At 61.2% G+C, this 26,335-nt stretch carries 20 protein-coding genes and 1 pseudogene; 4 read left to right on the forward strand and 17 right to left on the reverse strand.

Going from position 1 to position 26,335, the window contains the following annotated elements; translation table 11 throughout:
* Window positions 1-200: 200 nt before the first annotated feature.
* From G5179_RS14500 to rph, 8 genes are all read right to left on the reverse strand, one after another.
* Window positions 201-1,190 (reverse strand): serine/threonine protein kinase, encoded by a 990-nt coding sequence (locus G5179_RS14500; protein ID WP_139438151.1) that lies wholly within the window; start codon window positions 1,188-1,190, stop codon window positions 201-203.
* 103 nt (window positions 1,191-1,293) lie between these two features.
* A complete protein-coding gene (gene ccoG, locus G5179_RS14505; protein ID WP_204384697.1) occupies window positions 1,294-2,745 on the reverse strand; it encodes a cytochrome c oxidase accessory protein CcoG in 1,452 nt (483 codons plus the stop codon).
* Window positions 2,746-2,900: 155 nt separating this feature from the next.
* Complete coding sequence (locus G5179_RS14510) at window positions 2,901-3,164, reverse strand: YihD family protein (RefSeq protein ID WP_005339598.1); 264 nt, start codon at window positions 3,162-3,164, stop codon at window positions 2,901-2,903.
* Between the two features lie 30 nt (window positions 3,165-3,194).
* A complete protein-coding gene (locus G5179_RS14515) occupies window positions 3,195-4,349 on the reverse strand; it encodes a GGDEF domain-containing protein (protein ID WP_319919244.1) in 1,155 nt (384 codons plus the stop codon).
* Between the two features lie 127 nt (window positions 4,350-4,476).
* A complete protein-coding gene (cueR, locus tag G5179_RS14520) occupies window positions 4,477-4,866 on the reverse strand; it encodes a Cu(I)-responsive transcriptional regulator (RefSeq protein WP_005356117.1) in 390 nt (129 codons plus the stop codon).
* Entirely contained in the window at window positions 4,867-7,296 is a 2,430-nt protein-coding gene (locus G5179_RS14525) for a heavy metal translocating P-type ATPase (RefSeq protein WP_421258605.1), read from the reverse strand. It abuts the gene before it with no gap.
* 180 nt (window positions 7,297-7,476) lie between these two features.
* Window positions 7,477-8,130, reverse strand: coding sequence for an orotate phosphoribosyltransferase (pyrE, locus tag G5179_RS14530; protein ID WP_005356114.1), 654 nt, complete (start codon window positions 8,128-8,130; stop codon window positions 7,477-7,479).
* A gap of 75 nt (window positions 8,131-8,205) precedes the next feature.
* Entirely contained in the window at window positions 8,206-8,922 is a 717-nt protein-coding gene (rph, locus tag G5179_RS14535; protein ID WP_005339589.1) for a ribonuclease PH, read from the reverse strand.
* Between the two features lie 147 nt (window positions 8,923-9,069).
* Here rph and G5179_RS14540 point away from each other — a divergent pair, with 147 nt between their 5' ends.
* Entirely contained in the window at window positions 9,070-9,933 is an 864-nt protein-coding gene (locus G5179_RS14540) for a YicC/YloC family endoribonuclease (RefSeq protein WP_042031958.1), read from the forward strand.
* Between the two features lie 120 nt (window positions 9,934-10,053).
* Here the strand turns inward: G5179_RS14540 and G5179_RS14545 are convergent.
* Window positions 10,054-10,955: pseudogene (locus G5179_RS14545) on the reverse strand (LysR substrate-binding domain-containing protein).
* Window positions 10,956-11,075: 120 nt separating this feature from the next.
* Here G5179_RS14545 and G5179_RS14550 point away from each other — a divergent pair.
* Together G5179_RS14550 and fghA are read left to right on the forward strand one after the other, a co-directional pair.
* A complete protein-coding gene (locus tag G5179_RS14550; protein WP_167570651.1) occupies window positions 11,076-12,203 on the forward strand; it encodes an S-(hydroxymethyl)glutathione dehydrogenase/class III alcohol dehydrogenase in 1,128 nt (375 codons plus the stop codon).
* Between the two features lie 48 nt (window positions 12,204-12,251).
* Window positions 12,252-13,088 carry an S-formylglutathione hydrolase gene (gene fghA / locus G5179_RS14555; RefSeq protein ID WP_139494387.1) on the forward strand — a complete coding sequence of 279 codons (837 nt, stop codon included), beginning with the start codon at window positions 12,252-12,254 and terminating at the stop codon, window positions 13,086-13,088.
* Between the two features lie 50 nt (window positions 13,089-13,138).
* Here the strand turns inward: fghA and G5179_RS14560 are convergent, their stop codons facing one another.
* A complete protein-coding gene (locus G5179_RS14560; RefSeq protein ID WP_421254331.1) occupies window positions 13,139-13,861 on the reverse strand; it encodes a head GIN domain-containing protein in 723 nt (240 codons plus the stop codon).
* A 363-nt stretch (window positions 13,862-14,224) separates the two neighbouring features.
* On the opposite strand from G5179_RS14560, the gene ovoA reads away from it, so the two are divergent.
* Window positions 14,225-16,375, forward strand: coding sequence for a 5-histidylcysteine sulfoxide synthase (ovoA, locus tag G5179_RS14565; RefSeq protein WP_421258606.1), 2,151 nt, complete (start codon window positions 14,225-14,227; stop codon window positions 16,373-16,375).
* Window positions 16,376-16,454: 79 nt separating this feature from the next.
* Here the strand turns inward: ovoA and G5179_RS14570 are convergent, their stop codons facing one another.
* From G5179_RS14570 to ebgR, 7 genes are all read right to left on the reverse strand, one after another.
* Entirely contained in the window at window positions 16,455-17,405 is a 951-nt protein-coding gene (locus G5179_RS14570; RefSeq protein WP_421258607.1) for a bile acid:sodium symporter family protein, read from the reverse strand.
* A gap of 293 nt (window positions 17,406-17,698) precedes the next feature.
* Window positions 17,699-19,144 carry an amino acid permease gene (locus tag G5179_RS14575; protein ID WP_421258608.1) on the reverse strand — a complete coding sequence of 482 codons (1,446 nt, stop codon included), beginning with the start codon at window positions 19,142-19,144 and terminating at the stop codon, window positions 17,699-17,701.
* 166 nt (window positions 19,145-19,310) lie between these two features.
* The gene (locus G5179_RS14580) at window positions 19,311-19,649 is read right to left on the reverse strand and encodes a tRNA-binding protein (protein ID WP_005342042.1); all 339 of its coding nucleotides are present in this window, start codon (window positions 19,647-19,649) and stop codon (window positions 19,311-19,313) included.
* Between the two features lie 76 nt (window positions 19,650-19,725).
* Window positions 19,726-21,171, reverse strand: a complete 1,446-nt coding sequence (locus G5179_RS14585) for an amino acid permease (RefSeq protein ID WP_421255723.1) — start codon at window positions 21,169-21,171, stop codon at window positions 19,726-19,728.
* Window positions 21,172-21,273: 102 nt separating this feature from the next.
* The gene (locus G5179_RS14590) at window positions 21,274-21,729 is read right to left on the reverse strand and encodes a beta-galactosidase subunit beta (protein WP_149153830.1); all 456 of its coding nucleotides are present in this window, start codon (window positions 21,727-21,729) and stop codon (window positions 21,274-21,276) included.
* Window positions 21,726-24,800: a beta-galactosidase subunit alpha gene (gene ebgA, locus G5179_RS14595; protein ID WP_421258609.1), complete on the reverse strand. Its 3,075-nt coding sequence runs from the start codon at window positions 24,798-24,800 to the stop codon at window positions 21,726-21,728. Before ebgA ends, G5179_RS14590 begins: the two co-directional genes overlap by 4 nt.
* Before the next feature lie 321 nt (window positions 24,801-25,121).
* Window positions 25,122-26,087 (reverse strand): transcriptional regulator EbgR, encoded by a 966-nt coding sequence (gene ebgR / locus G5179_RS14600; protein WP_265783721.1) that lies wholly within the window; start codon window positions 26,085-26,087, stop codon window positions 25,122-25,124.
* Window positions 26,088-26,335 lie beyond the last annotated feature (248 nt).

Here is a 26,335-nt window from a genome sequence, read left to right on the forward strand (position 1 = left end):
GCACGCCCGGCGAACCGAAGCAGTGCCAAGCCTATTGTTTCGCCATGCTGACGTCAATGGTCAGGGCCGGAGATCGAGTCCCCCTTGCCGCGCAAGATCCCTTCTATTTCACCAGTTTGGCATCAGGCTCAACGGTGGTGCCTTGAGTGCCTCCGGCTAATCGTGCCAAAGGTGGGGCTATCTGCTGGCCGCCGGATAAGTTACCACCCCGGCATCAGGGTCAACGGCGGTGCCTTCAGCGTTTCCAGCTGATCGTGCAGGGTCGCAATCTGTTGACGCCAGTAGTGATCGGTATTGAACCAAGGGAAGTGACGGGGGAAGGCGGGATCTTCCCAGCGCCGCGCCAGCCACGCCATGTAGTGAACGATGCGCATCGCCCGCAGCGGCTCGATCAGCGCCAGCTCCCGCGAGTCGAACTCCATAAACTCCTCGTAACCCGCCAGCAGAGTGTCAAGCTGGATCTGCTGCTCGTGGCGCTCGCCGCTCAGCATCATCCAGAGATCCTGAATCGCTGGGCCGGTTCGGCAATCATCGAGGTCGACAAACATGGGGCCGTCGCGCCACAGGATGTTGCCCGGGTGGCAGTCGCCATGCAGGGAGATCTGCGCCACATCAAGGGTCATGGCGTCGCTGACATGTTTGATCAGCTCATCGAGCACCCCGAAAAATTGTTTCGCCAGTCCGCTTGGCAGCCACTCGCCAGACGCCAGCAGCTGACGCGGTTCATGCAGCATGCTCTCCACATCGAGCCGCACCCGATGGTGAAACGGCTTGCTGGCGCCGATCTGATGAATGCGACCGAGGAAACGCCCCACCCACTCAAGCTGGTCGAGATTATCCACCTCGAACTGGCGGCCACCGACGCTCTGCCAGATGGCAAAGGGGTAACCCTCGTGCTCCAGCAGGGTCTCGCCCGCGAAGGCGAGCGGCGCGGCGACCGGGATCTCAGCCTCTGCGAGACGGGTGGCAAACTCGTGCTCTTCGAGGATCTGGGCCCGGCTCCAGCGGCCGGGACGGTAGAACTTCACCACATAGCGGCGACGATCCTCATCCTGAAACTGATAGACCCGGTTTTCGTAGCTGTTGAGCTCGATAAGGCCGGAGTCGAGTCGCAGGCCACTGAGATCGAGCGCATCCATGATGAGGTCGGGATTGAGGTCGGAATAGTTGAAACGCATGTCATCCACCATAAGAAAGGGGCGCCGTTGCGCCCCATTCTATCACTACTGACCGCCATTGCCGTGCTCGCTGGTGACCGGACTGGTGTCACATCCGGCACACCACCACATGCAGTTACAGCCGACTGATAAACTTGCTGCCCTGGCGCAGGTTGCCCTTGCTGTCATCAGGGGCAGCTCCCTCCCGCTTCAGCACGAACTGGATATCCAGCGTTGGTCGTTTCAGGTTGTAGGGGTCGACCGCCAGACTGACCGGCAGGGTATAGATCTCGCCCGCCTTCAGGGTCACTTCACGGGGGCCGAACCACTGATACTCGGGCAAGCCCTCCACATCCAGCTGGTAGGTCTGGGACTGCAGGGTCTTGTTGAGGATCTTGAGGGTGTAGGTGTTCTCAATCAGCCCCTCGCTGTTTTCGCGGAACAGCTGGTTGCGATCCCGCAGGATATCGAGCCCCATCGGCATGATGGACATGGCGTTGTAGACAAAGACCCCCAGCATCACCGCCATCACCAGCCCGTAACCAATCAACTTGGGCCGAGCCACATGGGTGGAGTCGTTGGCCAGCTTGTGCTCGGTGGTGTAACTGATGAGCCCTTTCGGGTAGCCCATCCGCTCCATGGTCTGGTCGCAGGCATCGACGCAGGCACCGCAGTTGATGCACTCATACTGCAGGCCATCGCGGATATCGATACCGGTCGGGCAAACCTGCACGCAGAGATCGCAGTCGATACAGTCACCCAATCCCATCGCCTTGGGATCCGCCTTGCGGGAGCGGGCGCCACGGGTCTCGCCACGCTTGGTGTCATAGCCGACGATGAAGGTGTCCTTGTCGAACATGGCGGACTGGAAGCGGGCATAGGGGCACATGTGGATACACATGATGGCACGCATCCAGCCCGCGTTGCCGTAGGTGATGATGGTGAAGAAGATCACCCAGAACAGCACCCATCCGCTGGCCTGCAGAGTGAAGAGGTCCGGCACCAGTTCAGTTACATCCTGGAAGTAGGCGACGAAGGTCAGGCCGGTTACCAGCGAGATCGCCAGCCAGGCCAGATGCTTGGCCCCCTTGCGGGCCAGCTTCTCGCCGCTCCAGGGCGCCTCGTCCAGCTTGCGCCGTTTGTTGGCGGGCCCTTCCAGCTTCTCTTCAAACCAGATGAACATGAAGGTCCAGACCGTCTGCGGGCAGAGATAGCCACACCAGACCCGACCGAGGAAGGTGGTAATAAAGAAGAGTCCGAAGGCGGCGATCATGAAGAGCCAGGCGAGCAGGGTCAGATCCTGCGGCCAGATGGTGGCGCCAAAGATATGGAACTGCTGATGACCGAGGTCGAACAGCACCGCCTGTCGCCCGTCGTAACGCAGCCAGGGCAACAGCACGAACAGCGCCACAAAGAACCAGCCCATGGCCTTGCGCATCCGCTGCCAATACCCTTTCTGGGCCCGCACATAGATGCGGTTGCCCGGGTTGAATCTGTCGTCGCTGGCTTTGAACGTATTGGGGTTGAAGGTCCCGGTTACGCCCTTGTCGGTGACGTCCTTGATATCGATTTTATCGTGGTCGGCCATTGCAAGACATCGCTCCCTTATTTGTTATGGAGCGGATTATATCTTAAACAGCATGCTAATTGTGTGGATTAGATGTATCTAATATTGGGGTTGGATCGCAATTTTCGGCAACAAAAAAGCGCATCACCCCGAGGTGATGCGCTTCCGCTAAAGATTCACTTGATTCCGCGGGCCTTGAGCAGTGCCTCTTTGAAATCGGGCACATGATCCTTGGCCAGACCGGGGATCATCGCCTGCTTATCGGATTCCCGCATCTTGAGGTGATAGATCAGCATGTCGTCGGTCAGCTCGGACAGAGGCCCTTCAAATCCCGCTTCTTGGGCCAGTTTGGCAACAAACTGCACCAGGCTGAGATCCTGTTCCTTGATCCAGGCAGGCTGCAACAACTCCAGCAGCTCTTCGATACGATGACATTGCATAGACAACCTCTTTAATCTGTCACGTTAAATTCAGGCAACCTTACCCATCAAGGCTACTTCGATTCGATCCCGCCCATTATGCTTGGCCTGATACAGGGCCGCATCCGCTTTTTGGATCAAATCGGCGATTTTCATGCTGTTGTCCGGTATCAGTGTCGCAACACCAAAACTACATGTGACCCGACCGGAGACCAGTGACTTCTGGTGCGGGATGGCCAGCTCCTTGAGTGCCTGCCGCACATTGTCGGCCACCTGCAATGCCCCCTGCATGCCGGTGCAGGGCAGCAGCAGGGCAAACTCTTCGCCCCCGTAACGGGCCGCCAGATCATCCTCGCGCCGCTCCACCTCGGCCAGCAAGCCCGCCACCTGTTGCAGGCAGTCATCCCCCAGCTGATGACCGTAGAGATCGTTGAACTGCTTGAAGTAATCCACATCCACCAGCACCAGCGACAACGGCGCCCGGGCTCGGTGACAGCGCCGCCAGGCCCGCTCCAGAGAGTCGTCGAGATGGGCGCGGTTGGCGATGCCGGTCAGGCCGTCGAGGCGAGAGGTGAGACGCAAATGCTCGGAGACCGCCTTCAGCTCGGCCACCAGCTCGGCGTTGGAGAAACGGTGGTGGAGCGAGGCGATCTGATCCCGCCGCATCCGGCGCAACAGGGTCGGCAGAAAGACAAACAGATAGCCCGCCAGCATGCAGGAGACGATCCGCTCCTGCTCGTTGCCATTGCCCAGCTCGAACAGCATCGCCATGCCCAGCGGCAGGGCGGAACCATAGAGGGTACGGCGGCTGCCAAACAGCATGATGGCGCTGCCGGTCAGAATGAGGCTGGAGAGCATCATCATGGCGGCCCGGTAGGTATCGGGCAGCTTGTCCATGTAGAGCAGCACCCCGAGGGCCCAGATGATGGAGGTGATAGTGGCTCCGATAAAGAGCTCCCGCTCCAGCACCGGCAACGGCGTCTGGTGCAGGCGGGTTCGGCGCCAGCGCAGGTGCCAGCCCCGACCCAGCAGCCACAGGAAAGTGCCAGCCAGCCAACCGAGCGCTTCGATGGCGGGTAGATAGTCGTGAAACAGCAGACTCCAGCCAAATGCCAACACGCCCAAACAGGGGAGACTGAACGATGCATGGGTATAGAGCTGGGCCATAATGGCCTGCTTAACCTGGCGTGTCACACTCTGGGTCAACTGAGTACTCCTGTACAAGAGCCGAGCAGTCTACCATTACCCCCTGACCCGCAACAATAAAGCGCCGCTTATTAAGAAGTTAATCAATCAACAACGATTTCTTCTGCGCTGGCAGGTGAGTCCTTGCTCACCCCTTCTCTAATTCGTCGAGGATCGGGCACTCTGGATTTTCATCCCCGTGGCAGCAGCAGACCAGCCCTTCCAGGGAGGTAAGCATGGCCTGCAAGCCGGCAATGCGGGCGCGCAGATCGACGATCTTCTCCTGCGCCAGCTTCTTCACTTGGGCACTGGTTCTGTGCTCGTCCCGATAGAGTGCCAGCAGCTCCTGACACTCCTCCAGATTGAAGCCGGTCTCCCGCGCCCGTTTGACGAAACGCAGCTCGCGCAACGCCCCCTCGGTGTAACTGCGATAGCCGTTGTCACTGCGTACCGGGGCGGTGATGAGGCCAATGCTCTCGTAATAACGGATGGTCTTGGCGGTCAGCCCAGTGGCCTTGGCAACCTTGCTGATGTTCATTTATGCCTCCTTACTGATCGGGTTGGATGCTGGCCCGTGCGCCGCCCTGGGCTGCCAGCGTTTCAATAACAGGGAATTGCTCAAAACGGTAATGCTGCTCAGGGCCATGGCCGCCCCCGCCAGCTCGGGGCTGAGGTAGCCCAGCGCCGCCAGCGGAATGCCGATGATATTGAACACGAAGGCCCAGAACAGATTCTGCTGTATGGTGCGCCAAGTGGCCGCCGAGATGTCGATGGCATCGGCCACCAGCCGCGGGTCAGATCGCATCAGGGTGATGGAAGCGGTCTCCATCGCCACGTCGGAGCCGGAGCCCATGGCAATACCGACATCCGCCGCCGCCAGCGCCGGGGCGTCGTTCACCCCGTCCCCCACCATGGCCACCAGCCCGCGGGTTTGCGCCCGCAGCGCCGCGACCTTCTCCACCTTGCCCGCTGGCAACACGGAGTCAAAGGCCCCGTCCAGCCCCAGCTTGGCGGCGATATGGGCCACCGGCGCCGGTGCATCGCCACTCACCAGCCAGCTGGCAATGCCACGCTGGCGCAGGGTGGCGATGGCTTCCGGACTCTCGGGTCGCAGGGTATCAGCCAGCGCCGCGATACCGGCCACCACGCCGTCGATGGCGACCCAAACCCGGGTCGCCCCATCGGCGGCTTGTTCATCCTGTTGCGGCGGTTCAATGCCGAGCTGGGCCAGCAGGGAACCATTGCCGATGGCGACCCTGTGGCCCGCCACCTGACCGACTATGCCGGCACCGACCCGCACCTCTACCTCATCGGGCTGAGGCAGTATCGCCTCCTTGCCGACTGCCTCGCGCATCGCCAGCGCCAGCGGGTGTTCGCTCGCCTGCTGCAGGGCGGCAGCGAGGCGCAGTTGCTCGTCGTTGCCGCTCCAGCTGGCTAGCACGGGCTTGCCTTGGGTCAAAGTGCCTGTCTTGTCGAAGATCAGCGCCTTGATGGCGTGGGCCTTCTGCAGGGTATCCACATCCTTGATCAGGATGCCGTGACGGGCCGCCACCCCGGTGCCGGTGACGATGGCGGCAGGGGTCGCCAGCCCCAGCGCGCAGGGACAGGCGATCACCAGCACCGCCACCGCTGCCAGCAGCGCCTGAGCAAAGTCGTTGCTGATGGCGTACCACACCAGCAGGGTGAAAAAGGCGATGGCCATCACCACCGGTACGAACACGGCAGAGACCTTGTCCACCAGCTGTTGCAGCGGGGCCTTGCCCATCTGGGCGCTCTCCACCAGCGCGATGATCTTGTTGAGGCTGGAGTCCTCCCCCACTGTCGTGGCTTCGATCTCCAGCACGCCGGAGCGGTTGATGGCACCGCCCAGCACCTTGCCGCCCACACTGCGCGGCACCGGCAGGCTCTCGCCGGTGAGGATCGATTCGTCCAGTTCGCTGGCGCCGCTCACGATTCTGCCATCCACCGGCACCCGCTCACCCACCAGCACCCGCAGCCGATCGCCACGTAGCACCTCGTCGATAGCGACGCTCTGCCAACTCTCGCCACGCCAGACGGTGGCAGTTTCCGGTCGCAGCGCCATCAGTTCGCGAATGGCGGACTGGGTGCTGCGTCTGGCCCGTGCCTCCAGCAACTTGCCGAGAGAAATCAGGGTGATGATGATGGCGCTCGCCTCGAAATAGAGCTTGCCGCTGGCAGCCATCCCCAGCGTCAACAACAGATAGAGGCTGTAGAAGTAGGCCGCACTGGTGCCGGTGGCCACCAGCACATCCATATTGGCTGCGCGGTTCTTGATGGCGAGCCAGGCGCCGCGATAGAAACGGGCCCCGATCCAGAACTGCACCGGGGTGGCGAGCACCAGCTCCAGCCAGGCGGGTAGATGCCAGGGGAACAGTCCGGCCATGGCCAGCATCCCCACCAGCAGCGGCAGAGTCAGCAGCGCCGAGATGATGACCCGGGTCTGCGCCTGACGGGCTGTGGCGGCTTCCTGCGCTTCCCGCTCCAGCAACTGTTGGCGGCGGCCGCTGGCCGAGCCTTGTGCCAGCTGGGCGCCAAAGCCGAGCGCCTCGATCTGCTCGCGCAAAGCGGCGGGCGTCTGCATCCCGGGGACCAGTACGATCCGGGCCTGCTCGATAGAGAAGTTGACCTCGGCCGAGATAACGCCGGGCAGCGCGGCCAGCATCTTGTTCAGCCGAGCCGAGCAACCGGCACAGGTCATGCCGGTGATTTGAAACTGGATGGTCTCGCTTCCGTAGTCGTAACCCTGACTCTTGATGCTGTCGAGCACCGCAGGCAGGCGATCGGGGCTGGCCAGCTCGATGGCAGCCTGCTCCAGCGCGAAGTTGACGGTGGCCGATACCCCGTCGAGTTTGTTGAGACTGGCTGCGATGCGGCCTGCGCAGTTGGCGCAGCTCATGCCGCTGAGCGGCAATTGCAGATGAATGGGTGATTGAAGATGAGTGGTCATGTTGTTCCTCCCCGGAACCCGTCGGCACCACAAAACGCCGACTGGCAAACCCTAACCTTTACTGCAAGGGTAAACTCAAGCCACATGATCCACTTTTTGCAGATGAAAAAAACGGCGCCCGTTTGCTGCCAGAGAGCCAACGGGCGCCGCCTTCAACTATTGTGCGGTGTGAACTGCGACTCAGATACCGTACTGGGCGCGGTAAGCCTTCATGGCAGCCAGTTGCGCCGCCAGCTCCGGCTGCTCGGCCTGCTTCTCTTCCAGATAGGCAATCAGGTCGCTCATCTGAATGATGGCGATGATGTGGGCGCCGTAGTCACGCTCCACCTCCTGAATGGCGGAGAGCTCGCCCTTGCCCTTCTCCTGACGGTCCAGCGCGATCAGCACGCCCGCCAGCGAGGCGCCGTTGGCCTGGATCAGATCCATGGATTCACGGATGGCGGTGCCGGCGGTGATAACGTCGTCCACCAGCATGATGCGCCCCTTGAGCGGGCTGCCCACCAGATTGCCGCCCTCGCCGTGATCCTTGGCCTCCTTGCGGTTGAAGCACCAGGGCACATCCACATCGTGCTGCTCCACCAGCTGTACGGCGGTGGCGGAGGCGATGGGGATCCCCTTGTAGGCCGGGCCAAACAGCACATCAAACTCGATGCCGGCATCCATCAGAGCAGCGGCATAGAAGCGGCCGAGACGGGCCAGATCGCGGCCGCTGTTGAACAGACCGGCGTTGAAGAAGTAGGGGCTTTTACGACCGGATTTCAGGGTAAATTCACCGAATTTGAGGACCTGTTTCTCCAGGGCGAACTCGATAAATTGACGCTGGTAGGCTTTCATTCTGGCTCCTTGCTTGGCTTGTCGTTGTCTTGTGTGGGGGTATAAAAAAACGCGGTCAATGCCGCGTTTTTAAAATCAGGAGAGCGACTGCTTCTGCAGCGCAATGATGTCGGCGATGCCGCCCTTGGCGAGCGCCAGCATCTCCAGCAGCTCTTCATGGGTGAAGGGCTCGGCCTCCGCGGTGCCCTGCACCTCGATGATGCGACCATCTTCGGTCATCACCACGTTCATGTCGGTCTCGGCGGCGGAGTCTTCGATGTACTCCAGATCGCAGATGGCTTCGCCCTGATACATGCCGACGGAAACGGCGGCGATCATCTGCTTGAGCGGACTCTGCTTGATCATGCCCTTCTCCACCATCCAGTTCAGCGCATCCACCAGCGCCACACAGGCACCGGTAATGGAGGCGGTGCGGGTGCCGCCATCGGCTTGCAGCACGTCACAGTCAACTGTGATGGAGTGCTCGCCCAGCGCAGTCAGGTCTACCGCCGCGCGCAGGGAGCGGGCGATCAGACGGGAGATCTCCAGAGTGCGGCCACTCTGCTTGCCGGAGGCCGCTTCGCGGTTCATCCGGGAGTGAGTGGAGCGCGGCAGCATGCCGTACTCGGCGGTGACCCAGCCCTGATTCTTCCCTTTCAGGAAGCGCGGCACGCTGGTGTCGACGCTGGCGGTGCAGAGCACGCGAGTGTTACCGAACTCCACCAGCACTGAGCCTTCTGCATGTTTGGTGAAATTGCGGGTAATGGTAACCGGGCGAAGTTGCGCGGCACTGCGATCGCTTGGACGTGACATGGAACGGACCTCTGGGCTGGCTCAAATTGGCGGGGGATTATAAGTGATCCCGCCCCAAATATCAGCCGCTAAAACCACGGCATCGGCTGACGAGCAGGGCCGGGCTGAGTATACTGGCCGCACACTTCATCAAGCCCGGAACAATCAATGATTCACAGCATGACCGCCTACGCCCGCAAGGAACTCAAGGGCGACTGGGGCACAGCCGTTTGGGAAATCCGTTCGGTCAACCAGCGTTATCTGGAGACCTACATTCGCCTGCCGGAGCAACTGCGCAGCCTGGAGCCGGTTCTGCGTGAGCGTTTCCGCGCCAAACTGCAGCGCGGCAAGGTGGAGTGCAACCTGCGCTTCGAGGCCGCTCAGGCCGCAGCCAGCCAGCTCCATATCAATGAAGAGCTGGCCAAGCTCATCATCGACAGCGCCAGCTGGGTAATGAAAGAGGCGGGTCAGGGCCAGCTCAATCCGGTCGACGTACTGCGTTGGCCGGGCGTCATGGCTGCCGCCGAGCAGGACATGGACGCGGTCGCCACCGAGCTGCTCGGCGGTTTTGACCAGACCATGGAAGATTTTCTCGCCTCCCGCGCCAGCGAAGGGGCCAACCTCAAGGCGCTGATCGAACAGCGTCTGGCCGGTATTCAGGTGGAAGTGAAGAAGGTGCGCGTCCACCTGCCGCAGATCATCGAGTGGCAGCGCCAGAAGCTCACCGACCGTCTGGCCGAAGCCAAGGTGGAGCTGGATCCGGCCCGCATCGAGCAGGAGATCGTGCTGCTGGCCCAGAAGATCGACGTAGCCGAAGAGCTGGATCGTCTGGAGATGCACATCAGCGAGACCAACAAGATCATGAAGAAGGGTGGCGCCTGCGGCCGTCGTCTCGACTTTATGATGCAGGAGTTCAACCGCGAGTCGAACACGCTTGGTTCAAAGTCGATCAACGCCGAAGTGACCCAGTCCGCCGTCGAGCTGAAAGTCCTCATCGAGCAGATGCGCGAGCAAATCCAGAACATCGAATGATGGGTCGCTGACTATCCGGTTGTTACCTGCAAAAGAGCCCTTGATTCCTCAAGGGCTCTTTTATTTTCAGGCCATCGCACCTGTCGCCCGCCGCCGGTGAGTCAACGGCTGGGGAGAGCCCTAGCCTATGGGCATCACCAGCGCCGGTTGGTGAGGGTCGCTCAGCCGCTCGGCCAGATAGTCCACCAGCAGCCGCACCTTGGGGGAGAGGTGGCGGTTGTGGGGATAGAGGGCCCAGATTCCCTCCGCCGGGGCCCGCAGTTCAGGCAGCAACTCGATCAGCTCCCCTCGGGCCAGATGGTCGCTCACGTAGTAGTCCGGCAGCTGGATGATGCCGATCCCCTTGAGCGCCGCGTCCAGCAGGGCGTGGCCGCTGTTGCACTGCAGCAAGCCGCGCACCCGCACGCTGTGGGGGCGGCCATCCAGGGTGAAGTGCCACTCGTCGCTGTTGCCCACCAGACAGGTGTGGCGGGTCAGCTCGGAGAGGCTGTTGGGCATGCCGTGGCGGGCGGTGTAAGCCGGTGAGGCGCAGACATAGGGCACCCGCTGCGCCAGCTTGCGCGCTACCAGCGTCGAGTCCTTGAGATGACCGAGCCGCAGCGCCAGATCGTAGCCTTCGTGCACCAGATCCAGCAGCTGGTTGGTGAGGTTGAGGGTCACCTCCAGCTGGGGGAAACGCACCATGAAGTCATTCACCAGCGGGGCGATGCGGCTCTCGCCATAGGAGACGGAGTGATGCGCAGCGAGCCTTGCGGTACCGCCTGATGGCGCCCCACCGCCAGTTCCGCCTCATAGAGGTTGTCGAGCAGCTGACGGCAGTGGCGATAGTAGATCTCGCCAAGCTCGGTGAGCCGCACCTGACGGGTGGTGCGCAGCAGCAGCTTGGCCTGCAGCCGATCTTCCAGCTGTGCCACCTGACGGCTCACTTGCGCCACCGACACTCCCAGCTTGCGCGCCGCCGGGGTAAAGCCCCCCTGCTCCGCCACGCTGACAAATTCACAGATCCCTTCCCAGCCGAACATTATTACCTATGTGTAAAAGTGATTTGAGATTTGCCCTCATTATCACCAAATCGGCGGGAAACTACACTGACTGTCCGAACTCATCTCTGTTCACCCTGCTCAACAAGAAGGATGTCATTCATGGCACAGGTTCAAAGCATCAAGTGTAAAGCCGCCATCGCCTGGGGTCCGGGTCAGCCCCTCTCTATCGAAGAGGTCGAGGTCATGCCGCCACAAGCGGGCGAGGTGCGGGTGCGCATCGTCGCGACCGGCGTCTGCCACACCGATGCCTTCACCCTCTCCGGTGAGGATCCGGAAGGGGTCTTCCCCTGCATTCTCGGCCACGAGGGGGGCGGCATCGTCGAATCGGTCGGCGAGGGCGTCACCAGCGTCAAGGTGGGGGATCATGTAATCCCGCTCTACACCCCCGAGTGCGGCGAGTGCAAGTTCTGCAAATCCGGCAAGACCAACCTCTGCCAGAAGATCCGCGCCACCCAGGGCAAGGGGCTGATGCCGGACGGTACCACCCGTTTCTCGAAAGATGGCCAGCCCATCTATCACTACATGGGCACCTCCACCTTCAGCGAATACACGGTGCTGCCGGAGATCTCCATCGCCAAGGTAGACCCGGCCGCCCCGCTGGAAGAGGTCTGCCTGCTCGGCTGCGGCGTCACCACCGGCATAGGCGCCGTGATGAACACCGCCAAGGTGAAAGAGGGTGAGAGCGTAGCCATCTTCGGACTGGGTGGCATCGGCCTCTCGGCGGTGATCGGGGCTCGTCTGGCCAAGGCCGGTCGCATCATCGCCATCGACATCAACGAGAGCAAGTTCGAACTGGCCCGCAAGCTGGGCGCCACCGACTGCATCAACCCGAACGACTACGACAAACCGATTCAGGAGGTGATCGTCGAGCTGACCGACGGCGGCGTCGACTTCTCCTTCGAGTGCATCGGCAACGTCAAGGTGATGCGTGCGGCGCTGGAGTGCTGCCACAAGGGGTGGGGCGAGTCGGTCATCATCGGCGTCGCCGGAGCGGGTCAGGAGATCAGCACCCGTCCGTTCCAACTGGTGACCGGTCGGGTCTGGCGCGGCAGCGCCTTCGGCGGGGTTCGCGGTCGCAGCGAGCTACCGAGCTATGTGCAGCGCTATATGCAGGGTGAGTTCCGCCTCGATGACTTCATCACCCACACCATGGGGCTTGAGCAGATCAACGAGGCGTTCGATCTGATGCACGAAGGCAAGAGCATCCGCACCGTCATCCACTACTGAGCATGATCACCCCGCCCGCCATCGTGGGCGGGGTGCAGGAGTCCTTCGATGAATCTGGAGATTATCAGCAGCAACAAGAGCTTCGGCGGCTGGCACAAGCGTTATCGCCACCACGCCAGCGTGCTCGGCTGCGAGATGAATTTTGCCATCTATCTGCCGCCTCAGGCCCTCACCGGCCAGAAGGTGCCCGTGCTCTACTGGCTCAGCGGCCTCACCTGCACCGATGAGAACTTCATGCAGAAGGCGGGTGCCCAGCGTATCGCCGCCGAGCTCGGCATCGCCCTGGTGGCGCCGGACACCAGCCCCCGCGGCGACGGGGTGGCAGACGATCCCGGTTATGACCTCGGCATGGGGGCAGGTTTTTACGTCAATGCCAGCCAGAGCCCCTGGCAGGCGCACTACCAGATGTATGACTACGTCACCCGCGAGCTGCCTGACTTGATAGAGACTCACTTCCCGGTCTCGACCCGGCGCGCCATCAGCGGCCACTCCATGGGCGGTCACGGTGCGCTGATCGCCGCGTTGCGAGAGCCCGGTCGCTACCGCTCGGTGTCGGCGTTCAGCCCGATCTGCCATCCAAGCCGCTGCCCCTGGGGCCAGAAGGCGCTCGGTGCCTACCTCGGCAGCAATCCTCTGCTGTGGCAGGAGTGGGATGCCTGCCAGCTGCTGCGCCACCAGCCGGTTACACCGCTACCAACGTTGGTGGATGTGGGGCTGGATGATCCCTTCCTCGCCGAGCAGCTGCATATCGATGCGCTGGCCGAAGTGGCCGCCAGCAAGGAGTGGCCGCTGGAGCTCAACCGCCACGAGGGCTATGACCACAGCTACTACTTCGTGGCGAGCTTTATCGAGGCGCACCTGCGCTTTCACGCCCGCCACCTCTGATCAAAACAGGCCCGTTGCGGGCCTGTTTCAGTTGTGGTGATCGGTTGATATCAGCTGCCCGCTCGGGTCACGCCGCCGGAGCCTGCGATCTGCTGCTCCACCTTGGGATCGCCCCAATAAGCGATGTTACCTGAGCCGGCGATGCCGACTTTCAGCGTCTCCTGCGCCCGCACCGCCACATCACCGCTGCCGGCGATATTGACCTCTACCTCCTTGCCGCGCATCTCGCTCCCGAGCACATCGCCAGCACCGGCAATGTTCAGCTCGATGGCCTGTGCCGAACCGCTGCCCAGCTCCAGACTGCCGGTGCCTGCGATATTCCCTTCCAGCCGTTTCAGCTCCAGCTGACTGGCGACGATGTCACCGGTACCGGCCACCGACAGCACCAGCGAATCCCCCTTGAAGCCGCTCAGATCGCCGTTGCCGGTCCCGGCCAATGCCAGTTCGTTCAACACCGGCAAGGTGATGGTCAGCTCCAGCGGCTCGGTAGGCTCGAGCCGGTAACCCTCCTTCACCTCGATCTCCAGCTTGTCGCCGCTCTCGGTCAGCACCAGATAGGGCAGCAGGTTCTCCTGCCCCTTGATCAGGATGCCGCGCGGCTCCCCCGCTACCAGATGGAGGGTGGCAGGCACACCCGCCAGCACCCGGGTCACCCCGTCACCGAGCACCTGCTGGCGCTCGACCACAGCCCCCGTTCCGGTCACTCTGGTCTGATCCAGCCAGTGACACCCACTGAGCCCCGCCATCAACATGACAACCATCATCCATTTCATCGCTACTCTCCTCCTTATGTGTTGGCCATCCAGGGCCAATTGGTTTTCATGCTTTGCAAAGCGTGAGCCAAAAATTAACTTAATGATTCAAAAGGAAATAACCATTAAACCCAGAACAAACCGAAGAATTCGGAGAGCCATTTAGACCATATTTTGGTGAAAATAACCATTCTCGAACGGATATGATTGTGGCTGATTGGCGGGTCGCCTTGCCGGTCACTATGCTGACAGCCCGTGGAAGTTTTTAATTGCCCTGCCGGTCTGTTGAGCCAATAGTGGTACTTCGTGCGTACCAAGCTCTCCATTGCGGTAATGTCATTACCACTGTCTTGTCAGTCTTCACTGCCAACAAGGAGCCAGAGCGTGACCCAAGCAAGCCCTCTCTATGCCACCGCCACCGGTCTGCCGGAACCGACTCGCACCCCGCTGCTGACCGGCAGCGATCCCGAGCAGAAACGGCGCGAACTGCTCGCCTACTTCTGCCAGACCTTCGATCTCTACGACTCGCTGTTCGACTGTCTGATCGATGAGCGGGCCTGGTTCAACAAGGCGATCCCGCTGCGCCACCCGCTCATCTTCTACTACGGCCACACCGCCGCCTTCTTTATCAACAAGCTGCTAGCGGCACGCCTGATCGATCAGCGGCTGGATGCCCGCATCGAGGCCATGGTCGCCATCGGGGTGGACGAGATGAGCTGGGATGATCTGGACGAGACCCACTACGACTGGCCAAAAGTCACCGAGCTGCGCAGCTATCGAGCCAAAGTCCGTTCGCTGGTGTGCGATTTTATTCGCCAGATGCCGCTCACTCTGCCCATCGACTGGCAGAGCCCGGCCTGGGTGATCCTGATGGGGATAGAGCACGAGCGCATCCACCTCGAGACCTCCAGCGTGCTGATCCGCCAGTTGCCGCTCGCCTGGGTGCGGCCGCAGCCTTATTGGCCCGCCTGTACCGAAGCCCGCCACCGTATTGATCAGGTGCCCGCCAACAGCCTGCTGCCGGTGGCTGGCGGCAAGGTGAGCCTTGGCAAGCAGGACGCCACCTACGGCTGGGACAACGAATATGGCGAGCGCAACATCGAGCTGGCCCCGTTTCAGGCCAGCCGCATGCTGGTGAGCAATGCCGAGTACCTCGCCTTCGTCCAGGCGGGGGGCTATGGCCAGCAACAGTGGTGGGATGAGGAGGGGTGGGGCTGGTGCCAGTACGCCAAGGCGCAGATGCCCACCTTCTGGGTGGGTGACCCCGCCGAGCCCGAACAATTGCAACTGCGGCTGATGACCGAGCTGGTCGCCATGCCTTGGGACTGGCCAGTCGAGGTAAACCAGCTGGAGGCGGCTGCCTTCTGCCGCTGGAAGGCGGCCCGGACCGGACTCCCCATCCAGCTGCCGAGCGAGGCGGAGTGGATGCTGCTGCGCGAGCAGCTACCCGGCGATCAGCCGGACTGGACACAAGCCCCCGGCAATATCAATCTGGCCCGTTTTGCCTCCTCCTGCCCGGTGGATGCCTGCCCGCAAGGGGAGTTCTTCGATCTGGTAGGCAATGTCTGGCAGTGGACCAGCACCGCCATCGATGGTTTCGACGGCTTTAAAATCCACCCGCTCTACGACGACTTCTCTACCCCCACCTTTGATGGCAAGCACACCCTGATCAAGGGCGGCAGCTGGATCAGCACAGGTAACGAAGCGCTCAAATCATCCCGTTACGCCTTCCGGCGTCACTTCTTCCAGCATGCGGGTTTCCGCTATCTGGTCTCCCGTTATCAGGAACCCGTTATCGTGAATCCCTATGAAACCGACACGCTGGTCGCTCAGTACCTCGACTTCCAGTACGGCCCGAGCCACTTCGGGGTCGCCAACTACGCCAAGACGCTTGCTGATCTTGCTGGCGAGCTGTGCAGCAACCACCAGCGGGCGCTGGATATCGGCTGCGCCACCGGCCGCGCCAGCTTCGAACTGGCCCGCTACTTCCAGCATGTGGACGGGGTGGACTACTCGGCCCGCTTCATCGATGTGGCGCTGGCCCTCGCCAGCCAGGACAGCTTCCGCTACGCCATTCCGCTGGAGGGTGAACTGGTGGAGTATTGCGAGGCGCGCCTGTCGAGCCACGGGCTGGGGGCGAGTCAGGCTGAGCGCATCCACTTCAGTCAGGGGGATGCCTGCAACCTCAAGCCCAAATATGACCACTACGATCTGGTGCTCGCCTCCAACCTGATCGACCGGCTGCGGGAGCCCGCCCGCTTCCTGCGGGATATCGCCCCGCGGCTGCGCAGCGGTGGCCTGCTGGTGCTCACCAGCCCCTATACCTGGCTGGCGGAATATACCCCGCCCGCCAACTGGCTCGGCGGCATTCGCGAAAACGGCGAGGCGCTCACCACCTATCAGGCGCTGCAACGGCTGCTGGCGGCGGAGTTCGAGGAGCACTGCCCGCCCCGGGATGTGCCTTTCGTCATCCGCGAGACCGCCCGCAAGTACCAGCACACGGTGGCGCAGCTGACCGTCTGGCGCAAACGCTAGCACGCCGGTCGACATGCAGATGAGAAGAGGGAGGCCAACGGGCCTCCCTCTTGTTATGGCTGTCAAAACGGCGCGAGTATCAATGCCCCTGCTCGTGATAGCGGCGCGCCAGCACGGCGCAGACCATCAGCTGGATCTGGTGGAAGATCATCAGCGGCAGCACCATCACCCCGACGCTGGCGGCCGGGAACATGACGTTGGCCATCGGCACCCCGTTGGCCAGACTCTTCTTGGAGCCGCAGAAGACGATGGTGATCTCGTCCGCCTTGTCGAAGCCGAGGCGACGGCTGATCCAGACGTTCCAGCAGAGCACCAGCGCCAGCAAGACGCAGCTCAGCAGCACGATACTGGCCAGATCGTACCAACCGACCTGGTGCCAAATCCCCTGCACCACCGCCTCGCTGAAGGCGACATAGACCACCAGCAGGATGGAGCTCTGATCCAGCTTGCCGATGAGCGGACGGTGGCTGTCGACCCAGCGACCGATCAGCGGACGCGACAGGTGGCCGACCACGAACGGCAGCATCAGCTGCATCATGATGGACTGGATGGAGTGCCAGGTGTCGATCCCCTCCCCCTGTACATGGATCATCATCCCCACCAGCACCGGTGAGAGAAAGATACCGAGGATGCTAGAGGCCGAGGCGCTGCACACCGCCGCCGACACATTGCCCCCCGCCATCGAGGTGAAGGCGATGGCCGACTGCACGGTGGCAGGCAGAGCGCAGAGATAGAGGAAACCGAGGTTGATAGCCGGGCTCAGCCAGCCCGGTACCAGCGGGGTGAGCAGCAGCCCGAGCAGCGGAAACAGCACGAAGGTGCTGAGCATCACCACCAGATGGAGCCGCCAGTGGCCGAGGCCCGCCAGCAGGTTCTGGCGCGACAGCTTGGCGCCATGCATGAAGAACAGCAGCGCCACCGCCAGCTTGGTCAGCAGACCGAACCAGACGGCCACCTGCCCCTCGCAGGGAAAGAGGGAGGCCAGGGTGACCACCGCAATCAACACAACAGTAAAGGGATCCAGACGCACGAAAGGTCTCCATCAGAAGGGCATCCTGCTGCCGTGGCGACAGTCAGGATTGGGGAGGACAAGAAACAGAGCGGGAGATGTCTGGCACCTCCCGCTAAAACGAACCTCCAGCTTACCCCGATAACGGAGAGGCGCAACGTTGTGCAGCGGTTAATTGTTCATCAATGCTTAACGCCTTTGCTTTGTCGAATAGCGGAAGTTGATGAGCCGCGGCCAGATAGCGCCAAACCGGCGCGAAATGGATAAAAAAACGGGCGACCCAGGCCGCCCGTCTCGTTTTTTCGCTCAGCCGATCAGCGCTGGCTGGCCAGCTTGCCGTTGCCGGTTTTCTTCTCATTGCCGGCGAGCTTGCGAGCCTGCCGCTTCTCGAAGCGGGAGATCCACCAGTAGGCCAGCGCCGAAAAGACCGCGGTCATAAAGACGTTGATGAAGAAGGCGCGCACCAGATCCACCCCGGCCGGGAAGGCGGAGGCGCTCATGCTCACCACGAAGATGGCGATCAGCACCGACACCACGCCCATCCCGAACTTGCGCGACCCCATGCGGAAGTCGCGGGGGGTGTCGTCATGTTTCCAGCGGAACACGAAGTAGGCCACCATGATGAAGATCGGCGGCAGCATGGCTGTGCCGGCGGTGAGGTTGATGGCGGTGTTCATCATCTGCTGCACCGACTCGGAGCCGAAGCCGTTGACCACCAGCATCGCGAACACGAAGACAAACTGCCACCAGGCGGCGCGCACCGGCACGCCGTGCTCGTTGAGCTGGGTGGTCTTCTCGCCGTAAACCCCCTGCGGGATCTCGGAGAAGTGGATCTTCACCGGTGCCGAGGTCCACATCATCATGGATCCGAACATGGCGATAAACAGCACCACGCCGACGAAGCGGCCCACCAGCGCCGCGGAGAGCCCGAAGTACTGGGCCATGCCGGTGAAGATCTCCACCATGCCGCCGGCATAGGTGAGGCTCTCGCGCGGCACGAACACGTTCACCAGCAGAGAACCTACCGCATACATGGCACCGATGACGATACCGGCACTGATGATCACCTTGATGAAGGACTTCTGGCCCCCCTTCACATCATTGAGGTAGGCCGCTGCCGTTTCGGCACCGCCCGCCGCCTGGAAGATCCAGCACATGATGCCGAGGGTCGCCCAGTTGACGGTGGGAGTCATTGCCTCCAGCGTGATGGGCTGGGCCGGCACATGATCGCCACTCAGAGCCATCAGGGCGCCCAGCACATAGATGGCGAACAGGGCAAACACCCCGTAGGCCACGATCTCGGCAATCTTGCCAAGCCAGCTCGCCCCCTTGGTGGAGATGTGAGTCGCCGCCGCAAACAGCACGATGGAGATGATCGAGGTGACCATGGGCGAGAAGCTGTACTCATAGCCCAGCATGGCGTAAGAGGCGTAGGCGATGACGTTGGGCAGCAGGGAGACGAACCAGAACAGGTTCACGAACCAGTAGAGAAACGAGCCCAGATAGGCCATCCGGGTGCCGAGCGGCTTTTTCAGCCAGTCGTACATCCCCGACTCGGAGTTTTTATTGGCCGAGACGAACTCGGCGATGATGAAGACGAACGGGATGAAGTAGACGATGGTCGCCAGCAGGAAGATGGGGGCGGAGCTGAGCCCCAGCTCGATGTTGTTGTTGACGATGTTGCGCACGTTGAACACGGCGGCAAAGGTCATCGACAACAGGGCAAACTTGCCTATGGTGCCGCGTACGGATTCAGACATGGTGTCCTCCAGTGGACTCGCGCTCCCTGCGGGTAACGCTGTGACTCTGTGATGTGTTCGGCAAGGGTCTGTCGGCCCCGCGCTTTACTCTCTTGTTATGATCGGGCCGCGAGGACGGCCTCGTTGGTGAACCGGTGCCGTCTCCCGCACCGGCTCGCAATACCATTCAGACGATCGGAGTGCCCGGCGCCATCGGCACCCGCGGTTGCAGCAGCACGCTCTGGCTCTCGTCCGGGGTCTCGGCGCAGAGCAACATGCACTCGGATCGCTCACCGCGCATTTTGGTGGGCTTAAGGTTGGTCAGTACCACCACCTCGCTGCCCATCAGCTCCTCTTCGCTGTAGTAAGGCACCAGACTGGTGACGGTCTGCAGCGGCCGCTCGCCACCCACGTCGATCTGGACGATGTAGAGTTTGTCGGCCCCGGGGTGACGCACCACCTCCAGCACCTTGCCCACCTTCATCTCGACCCGTTTGAATTCGGCAAACTCGATCGTCTCGCTCATGCTCTTTTCCTTTTCTGGTTCAACGGTTTGCGGGTGGCCAACGGCCACCCGGTTTGATTGGGATTCAATGCAGTGGCTATGGCGTCTGCATGGCAACCTGCGCTGTCGGCTCGGCCTCTTTGGCACGCGCTTCGGCACTGAGGGAGGCCTCGTATCTGTTGTATTTCCACCAGGCGAAGCCGAGGAAAATCACGATCCCGCCGACGTTGTAGAAGATGATGGTCATGATGTCGGCGCCGGTCGGGAAGGTGGAGGCGAGGAAGCCCACCGAGAAGATGGCGATCAGCACCGAGACCACGGCGATGCCGGTGGTGCGCGAACCCATCCTGAACTCCCGCGGCAGGTGGTCGAGCTTCAAACGCAGATTGAGGTAGGCCAGCATGATGAACAGCGGCGGCAGCATGGAGGCGGCGGCGGTCATGTTGATGACGGTGTTCATCAGATCCTGCGCTGTGTTGGAGCCCAGGGTCGGGATCACCATCAGCGGCAGCACGATGAGGTACTGGATCCAGGCAGCACGGGCGGGCACGCCGTTCTCGTTCAGCTCGACGGTTTTCTTGCCAAAGATGCCGGCCGGGATTTCGGAGAAGAAGATCTTCACCGGGGTCGCGGTCCACATCAGCAGGGAGCCGAACATGGCGGTGAAGGAGACCAGCCCGACAAAGCGGTTCATCAGGATCTCCGGCAGGCCGAAGTAGGCTGCCAGCCCTTCAAACACCTGCACCGAGCCGCCGGTATATTTCAGGGTACCGCTCGGCACGAACACGTTGATCAGCAGGGAGGCGATGGAGTAGAGCACGCCGATAAAGATCCCGGCGATGATGATCACCTTCACGAATGACTTGGAGCCCCCCTTCACGTCATTGACGTAGACCGCCACCGACTCGGCGCCACCGGCTGCCATAAAGATCCAGGTGGTGATACCGAGGAAGGCCCAGCTGAAATCGGGGACCATGGCCTCTACCGTGATGGGGTCAGCCGGTTGCACACCGCCCACCAGAGCCGCACCTGCCAGCAGAATGTAGGAGAGGGTCAGCAGCAGCATCAGGGACGAGGTCACCGAGGTGATGGGGCCGAGCATCTTGGCGCCGTTGGTGGAGACGTAGGTGGCAAAGGCAAACAGCACCATGCTCAACGCCGTGGTCGCCACCGGGGTGAGAATGTACTCGTAGCCGAGGAAGGCATAGGAGGCGTAGGCGATAACCCGCGGCAGCAGCGAGGTGAAGAAGAACAGGTTCACGAACCAGTAGGTGTAGGCGGAGATGAAGGCCCAGCGACCGCCGAGGGAGCTCTTCACCCAGGCATAAACCCCCGCTTCGGAGTTCTTATTCAGTGACACAAATTCCGCAATGATCAGACAAAACGGAATGAAGTAAAAAATGGTGGCCAGAAAGAACATCGGGGCCGAGGCCAGACCGATTTCGATGTTGTTGTTGATGACGTTGTTGAAGCTGAATACCGCCGCGAAGGTGAGCGACAGCAGACCAAACTTGCCTATCGTATTGCGTTTGGAATCAGACATGGTGCATCTCCAGACCTGTAGTTATCTCGCGAAAGGGCGGGGCATGATTTGTAGGGTGAGCCCCGCCCTTCCGGCTTTTGTCAGTGCAGAACCGGCGGCTTGTTATTTGTTCTTGAAGTAGCCGCCTTCGACGGTGACCTTGATGATCACTTTGCGCACCGGCCCGTCGCCGACGAACCGGTAGGCTTCATCGTTCTCGAAGATCACCACCTGACCGTTGCCGACTTTCTGGCGCTCACGCACCTCGCCGGCCAGCCACTCGCGGTCGGTGGTGTCGTCATAGGCCTGCTCGACCCGCAGATCCGGCTTGGCAGCCCACTCCACCGTCTCTTCCCCTTCCAGGTAGTAGTGGACGTCGAAGTAGCGGCGCTGCCCCTCGAACAGTGAGGTGGCCGGGCTGGCCCCCTCCTGCAAGCGGTAGGTGAGGGAGTCACCGATGGAGTGGCAGATGCCGGGCTTGAGGTTCGGCAGGTTGTTGATGGCCTCCACGCAGCGGCCCCACTTCTTGCCCTCCCGGTAGATGTTTTTGAACAGGGTCAGGTTGTCCAGGGTGATCATGCGAGGTTCCTCCCGCCGTTGATGGTGAGGTCGAGCCCGGCCAGCGCAGCCGGATTGAGGTTGCCACGGGCGATGGGCAGCAGGGTCAGGCCGAAGCAGAACGGCTCGAAGCGCACCCGCCAGGAGTCCAGCACCTCGGAGCCCCAGGAGTTGGAGCCGAGCCCCAGTACCTTGTGATCCAGATTGAGGGTGAGATAACCGCTCGGTTCCAGCTCGTTGATGTGCTGCGCCGCGTGGATATGCTCCCAGCTGTAGGGCCAGACGCTCAGGTTGATGGGGGCATCAGGCCGCACGTAGAGACCGGCGCCGTGGCGGTTGGTCAGGGTCGCCCAGCGCACCTGCTGGCGGTTGCCGTTGTCCTGCGGGAAGGGGTAGTGCTCCCACATCTCGCCGACTGTGCTCTGGAAGCTGTCGATCCAGTTGCTCTGGCGGCTGTCCTGATAGTTTTCGCCCGGCCCCATGCCGTAGTAATGCACCCGGTCGAGATCCTGACGAATGCCCAGCTCGAAGCCGATCTTGGGGATGATGTCGTCATAACCGCCGTAGGGCTGACCGGACAGTGCCACGTGCAGCTGACCGTTCGGGCTCAGGGTGTAGACGTAGCGGCAGCGCATACCGAAGTCGAACACCGGCGGCGCGATCAGGCTCTCCACCGTCACCTCGACCGCCTCACCCAGCTGGCGCCAGCTCAGAGTGCGGAAGTGCTCCTGCATGATCTGCAGGTGGTTCGGGTGCCACAGGCTCTCGTACTCCTGCTTGTGGTTGTCGATCATCGGCTTGAAGAAGGTGAGGCGCGGCGAGCGCTCGATGAGCTCATTGCCATCCTGCTGCCAGCTCACCAGCTTGCCGTCGAGGCGTGAGAAGCGCAGGGCAAAGCCGCTTCCGCTCAGGGTCAGGTCGAGGCGCTCGTCGGCGATATGCAACGGAGTGGCGTTGGGGTTGGCAAAGGGTCGCAGCTGGCGAGTCGACTCTTTCAGCTGGAACTGGTACTGGCCCAGCTCGTGCTCCGCCGCGCTGTAACGGGTGGCACTGGCCTTGATGACCCGCAGCTGAACGAAGGTTTCCCGCCCATCAAGCGTGGGCAATTCGAGTTGCAGCTCTGTGATGGCACCGGGAGCCACCCCTTCCAGCCGGATTTGCTGACTGGCCAGCAGTTCGCCCTCGGCCTTCACTTCAACCAGCAGGCGGATGTCGTCGAGAGTGGAGAACCAGTAGCGGTTTTCCACCGCCAGCTTGCCGCTCGCCAGATCCAGCGCGCGCACCTTGACCGGGCAGATCACCTGCTTGTATTCGCGCAGGCCCGGCCCAGGGGTTTGATCCGGATAGATGAGGCCATCCATGCAGAAGTTATAGTTGTTGGGGTAGTCGCCGTAGTCGCCGCCGTACTTGTAGACGGGGCGCCCCTGCTCGTCCTGATCCAGAATGCCGTGATCGCACCACTCCCAGATGTAGTGACCCTGAATGTGGGGATGGCGGTCGAACACCTGCTGGTATTCGCTGAGGCCACCCGGGCCGTTGCCCATGGCGTGGGCGTATTCACAGAGGATGCGTGGCTTCTCCATCGGGAACTCGCCGAAGCAGTTCATCTGGGATACGCGCGAATACATGGTACTCACCACATCCACCACCTCGGCATCGCGATCCTCTTCGTAGTGCACCAGCCGGGTCGGGTCGATCGCCTTGCAGCGCTGGTACATGGCTCTGATGTTGCAGCCGTAGCCGGACTCGTTGCCGAGCGACCAGATGATGATGGAGGGGTGGTTCTTCTGGGCGTGCACGTGGCGCTCTATGCGATCCACGAACACCGGCTCCCAGAAGGGGTCGTCGGTGATGCGGCTGAGATCGCCGACGTTGGCAAAACCGTGGGTCTCCACGTCGGTCTCCGCCATCACAAACAGACCGTACTGGTCGCACAGCTCGTAGAAGCGCGGGTCGTTCGGGTAGTGGGCGGTGCGCACCGAGTTGAGGTTGTGCTGCTTCATCAGCACGATATCGCGTTCAACACGGTCCATGCCGACCGCACGGCTCTTGAGGTGGTCGTTGTCGTGACGGTTCACCCCGTGCAGCTTGAGGTAGTGGCCGTTGACGTAGAAGAGGCCATCCTTGACCTTGATTTCACGCACCCCGACCCGCTGCGGGATCACTTCCAGCAGCTCGCCCTGACCGTTGTAGAGGGAGAGTTGCAGCTGATAGAGGTAAGGGTCTTCGGCGCTCCACAGATGGGGGTTGGCCAGATCCAGCGTGAAGTGGCAATCACACTTGCCATCGATGGCGAGATGGTCGAGCGAGCCGCTGGCGATCTCACTGCCCTGATCCAGCAGGGACCAGACCAGACGGTGATCACGGGCGGGAGCCCCCAGATTTTCCAACTGGATATCGCAGCTCAGGGTGGCGCTTTGATTGTCATCAGCCAGCGCGGTGCGGATAAAGAAGTCCTGCACATGGGCGGCCGGTTTGCCCACCAGATAGACGTCGCGGAAGATCCCAGCCATCCACCACATGTCCTGATCTTCGATATAGGTGGAGTCAGCCCACTGCATCACCCGCACTGACAGCAGGTTCTCGCCAATGTTGGCGTAGGCACTGATATCGAACTCGGCGGTGAGGCGGCTCCCCTTGCTGAAGCCGACATAGTGGCCGTTCACATAGACCTCGAAGTAGGTTTCCACCCCGTCAAACTTGATGATCACCTGCTCCCCATCCCAGGCCGGGCTCAGCGTGAAGCTGCGCTGATAGGCGCCGGTGGGGTTGTGGGTCGGCACGAAGGGCACGTCGATGGGGAAGGGAAAGCCTTCGTCGGTGTACTGCAGCTGGCCGTGCCCTTCCATCTGCCACATGTTGGGCACGGTGATCTGGCCCCACTCGCTCATGGGGCTGTGATAGAAGGCCTCCGGCACCTGCAGGGGGTGGTCGAAGTAGTGGAACTGCCACTGGCCGCCAAGGCTCAGAAAACGGCGGCTCAGCTCGCGCTGCATGGTGGCCGCCAGCGCGTGGTCGGCATAAGAGAAGAAGTAGGCGCGCGGGGCCAGCCTGTTTTCACCAACGAATTGGACGTTTTCCCAGTTATTCACATGTCCTCCCGGAACAAGGCAACTTTGACTGGGTAAACTCTAGATAAAAATTTACTAAATATCAGCTTTGGATTGGTAAAGTTTTAACCTGATCACAATGAACAGATGGTTTTGTGAGCGAGATCAGAAGCGGGAGATAAAGGAAGGCAAGATATGGATGAGTGGCATGGATGTTGATGGCAGCTGGCTGATTAGCAATAAAATCAACTATAAAACAATATGATATGAAGTTGTTGGATGATATGGGAAAGAGGTTTGCTTGGGAGAGGTGTCGCACCACCGCAAGATGGCACGACTAAAAAGCAGAATGTTTTACTAAAATCAGCGAGTGGTACCACGCAGGGTCAACTTGCTCGGTACCAGCACCCGAAGGGGAATATCCCGCTCGTCTCGCAGCCGCTCAACCAGCAGATTGACCCCCTGGGAGCCCATCAACTCGGAGTGGATCCGCACCGTAGAGAGCGGCGGGAAGGTGAACTTGGCGGTCGGAATATCGTTGACGCTGATAAGCTCGATCTGCTGGGGAATCGCCAATCCCTTCTCATGAATGGCACGCAGCACACCAATGGCGATGGAATCGGAGGCAACGAACAGCGCCTTGGGCCAGTCACCCGCCAGCATCTCCTTCGCCAACTGGTAGCCGGAGGCACTGGAGAAATCCCCACGATAGAGGTCGCTCTCCTGCACCACCCCCAACCGCTGGCCATAATCCCGGAAGGCCAGTTCGCGCAGATCCGGATTCTCATCCTGGCCACCGATATAACCGATGCGCTGGTGCCCCTGCGCAATAAAGTAGTCGACGACCTGCTGGCTGATCAGAGCGAGATCCACATCGACCGAGTCAAACTCTCCCTGTGAACGGCAGTCAACAAACACCAGCTGGCTGGAACAAGCCCTTAGCTGGACGAGACGCTCGGCTGTGAGGGTGCCGACCACCAGAATGCCATCCACGGAGCTCAGTTCGCGCCCTTCACCGCAGTTGTAGAGATGAGTCAGTTCGATATTGAGGCGGGCACTCTGGGTCTCGATGCCATAGCGGATAGCGAGATAGTAAGGGTCGTTGACCTCGGTACTCTGGGGATAGGCATAGACCACCAGAAAGTGCAGCTTGCTCTTGTGTACCCCCTTGCGGGCGCTGCTGGTCTTGTACTCCAGCCGTTCGGCAATCTCGAAGATCCGCTGCTTGGTCTCTTCCTTGACGCTCAGGCTGGGATCCTCGTTCAGTACCCGGGATACCGTGGCGAGAGAAACCCCCGCTTCCTGTGCAATTTCCTTCAACGTAGCCATCAATACCTCGCTGGCAGCATCACGTGTTAATCGGCAACGGCTAAAGAGTAACGGGCAATCCCTTGATAGCCCAGCACTTTTACTAAAATGCCGGCGGCAGGGCAGTTTTTTGAATTGCAGAAATGCAAAAAGGCCTCCCGAATGGGAGGCCTCTTCTAAATAGGTGCCTGACAGTGTCCTACTCTCGCATGGCGAATGCCACACTACCATCGGCGCTACCGCGTTTCACTTCTGAGTTCGGCATGGGA

This window comes from Aeromonas sp. 600886 (assembly GCF_049174935.1).
In the GTDB taxonomy this organism is placed as follows: domain Bacteria; phylum Pseudomonadota; class Gammaproteobacteria; order Enterobacterales; family Aeromonadaceae; genus Aeromonas; species Aeromonas veronii_A.

Excerpts from the sequence above, each read along its gene's own strand:
- G5179_RS14500 (WP_139438151.1), bottom strand. The coding sequence starts at position 1,190 with ATGGTGGATGACATGCGTTTCAACTATTCCGACCTCAATCCCGACCTC.
- ccoG (WP_204384697.1), bottom strand. The coding sequence starts at position 2,745 with ATGGCCGACCACGATAAAATCGATATCAAGGACGTCACCGACAAGGGC.
- G5179_RS14510 (WP_005339598.1), bottom strand. The coding sequence starts at position 3,164 with ATGCAATGTCATCGTATCGAAGAGCTGCTGGAGTTGTTGCAGCCTGCC.
- cueR (WP_005356117.1), bottom strand. The coding sequence starts at position 4,866 with ATGAACATCAGCAAGGTTGCCAAGGCCACTGGGCTGACCGCCAAGACC.
- G5179_RS14525 (WP_421258605.1), bottom strand. The coding sequence starts at position 7,296 with ATGACCACTCATCTTCAATCACCCATTCATCTGCAATTGCCGCTCAGC.
- pyrE (WP_005356114.1), bottom strand. The coding sequence starts at position 8,130 with ATGAAAGCCTACCAGCGTCAATTTATCGAGTTCGCCCTGGAGAAACAG.
- rph (WP_005339589.1), bottom strand. The coding sequence starts at position 8,922 with ATGTCACGTCCAAGCGATCGCAGTGCCGCGCAACTTCGCCCGGTTACC.
- G5179_RS14540 (WP_042031958.1), top strand. The coding sequence starts at position 9,070 with ATGATTCACAGCATGACCGCCTACGCCCGCAAGGAACTCAAGGGCGAC.
- G5179_RS14550 (WP_167570651.1), top strand. The coding sequence starts at position 11,076 with ATGGCACAGGTTCAAAGCATCAAGTGTAAAGCCGCCATCGCCTGGGGT.
- fghA (WP_139494387.1), top strand. The coding sequence starts at position 12,252 with ATGAATCTGGAGATTATCAGCAGCAACAAGAGCTTCGGCGGCTGGCAC.
- G5179_RS14560 (WP_421254331.1), bottom strand. The coding sequence starts at position 13,861 with ATGAAATGGATGATGGTTGTCATGTTGATGGCGGGGCTCAGTGGGTGT.
- G5179_RS14575 (WP_421258608.1), bottom strand. The coding sequence starts at position 19,144 with ATGTCTGAATCCGTACGCGGCACCATAGGCAAGTTTGCCCTGTTGTCG.
- G5179_RS14580 (WP_005342042.1), bottom strand. The coding sequence starts at position 19,649 with ATGAGCGAGACGATCGAGTTTGCCGAATTCAAACGGGTCGAGATGAAG.
- G5179_RS14585 (WP_421255723.1), bottom strand. The coding sequence starts at position 21,171 with ATGTCTGATTCCAAACGCAATACGATAGGCAAGTTTGGTCTGCTGTCG.
- G5179_RS14590 (WP_149153830.1), bottom strand. The coding sequence starts at position 21,729 with ATGATCACCCTGGACAACCTGACCCTGTTCAAAAACATCTACCGGGAG.
- ebgR (WP_265783721.1), bottom strand. The coding sequence starts at position 26,087 with ATGGCTACGTTGAAGGAAATTGCACAGGAAGCGGGGGTTTCTCTCGCC.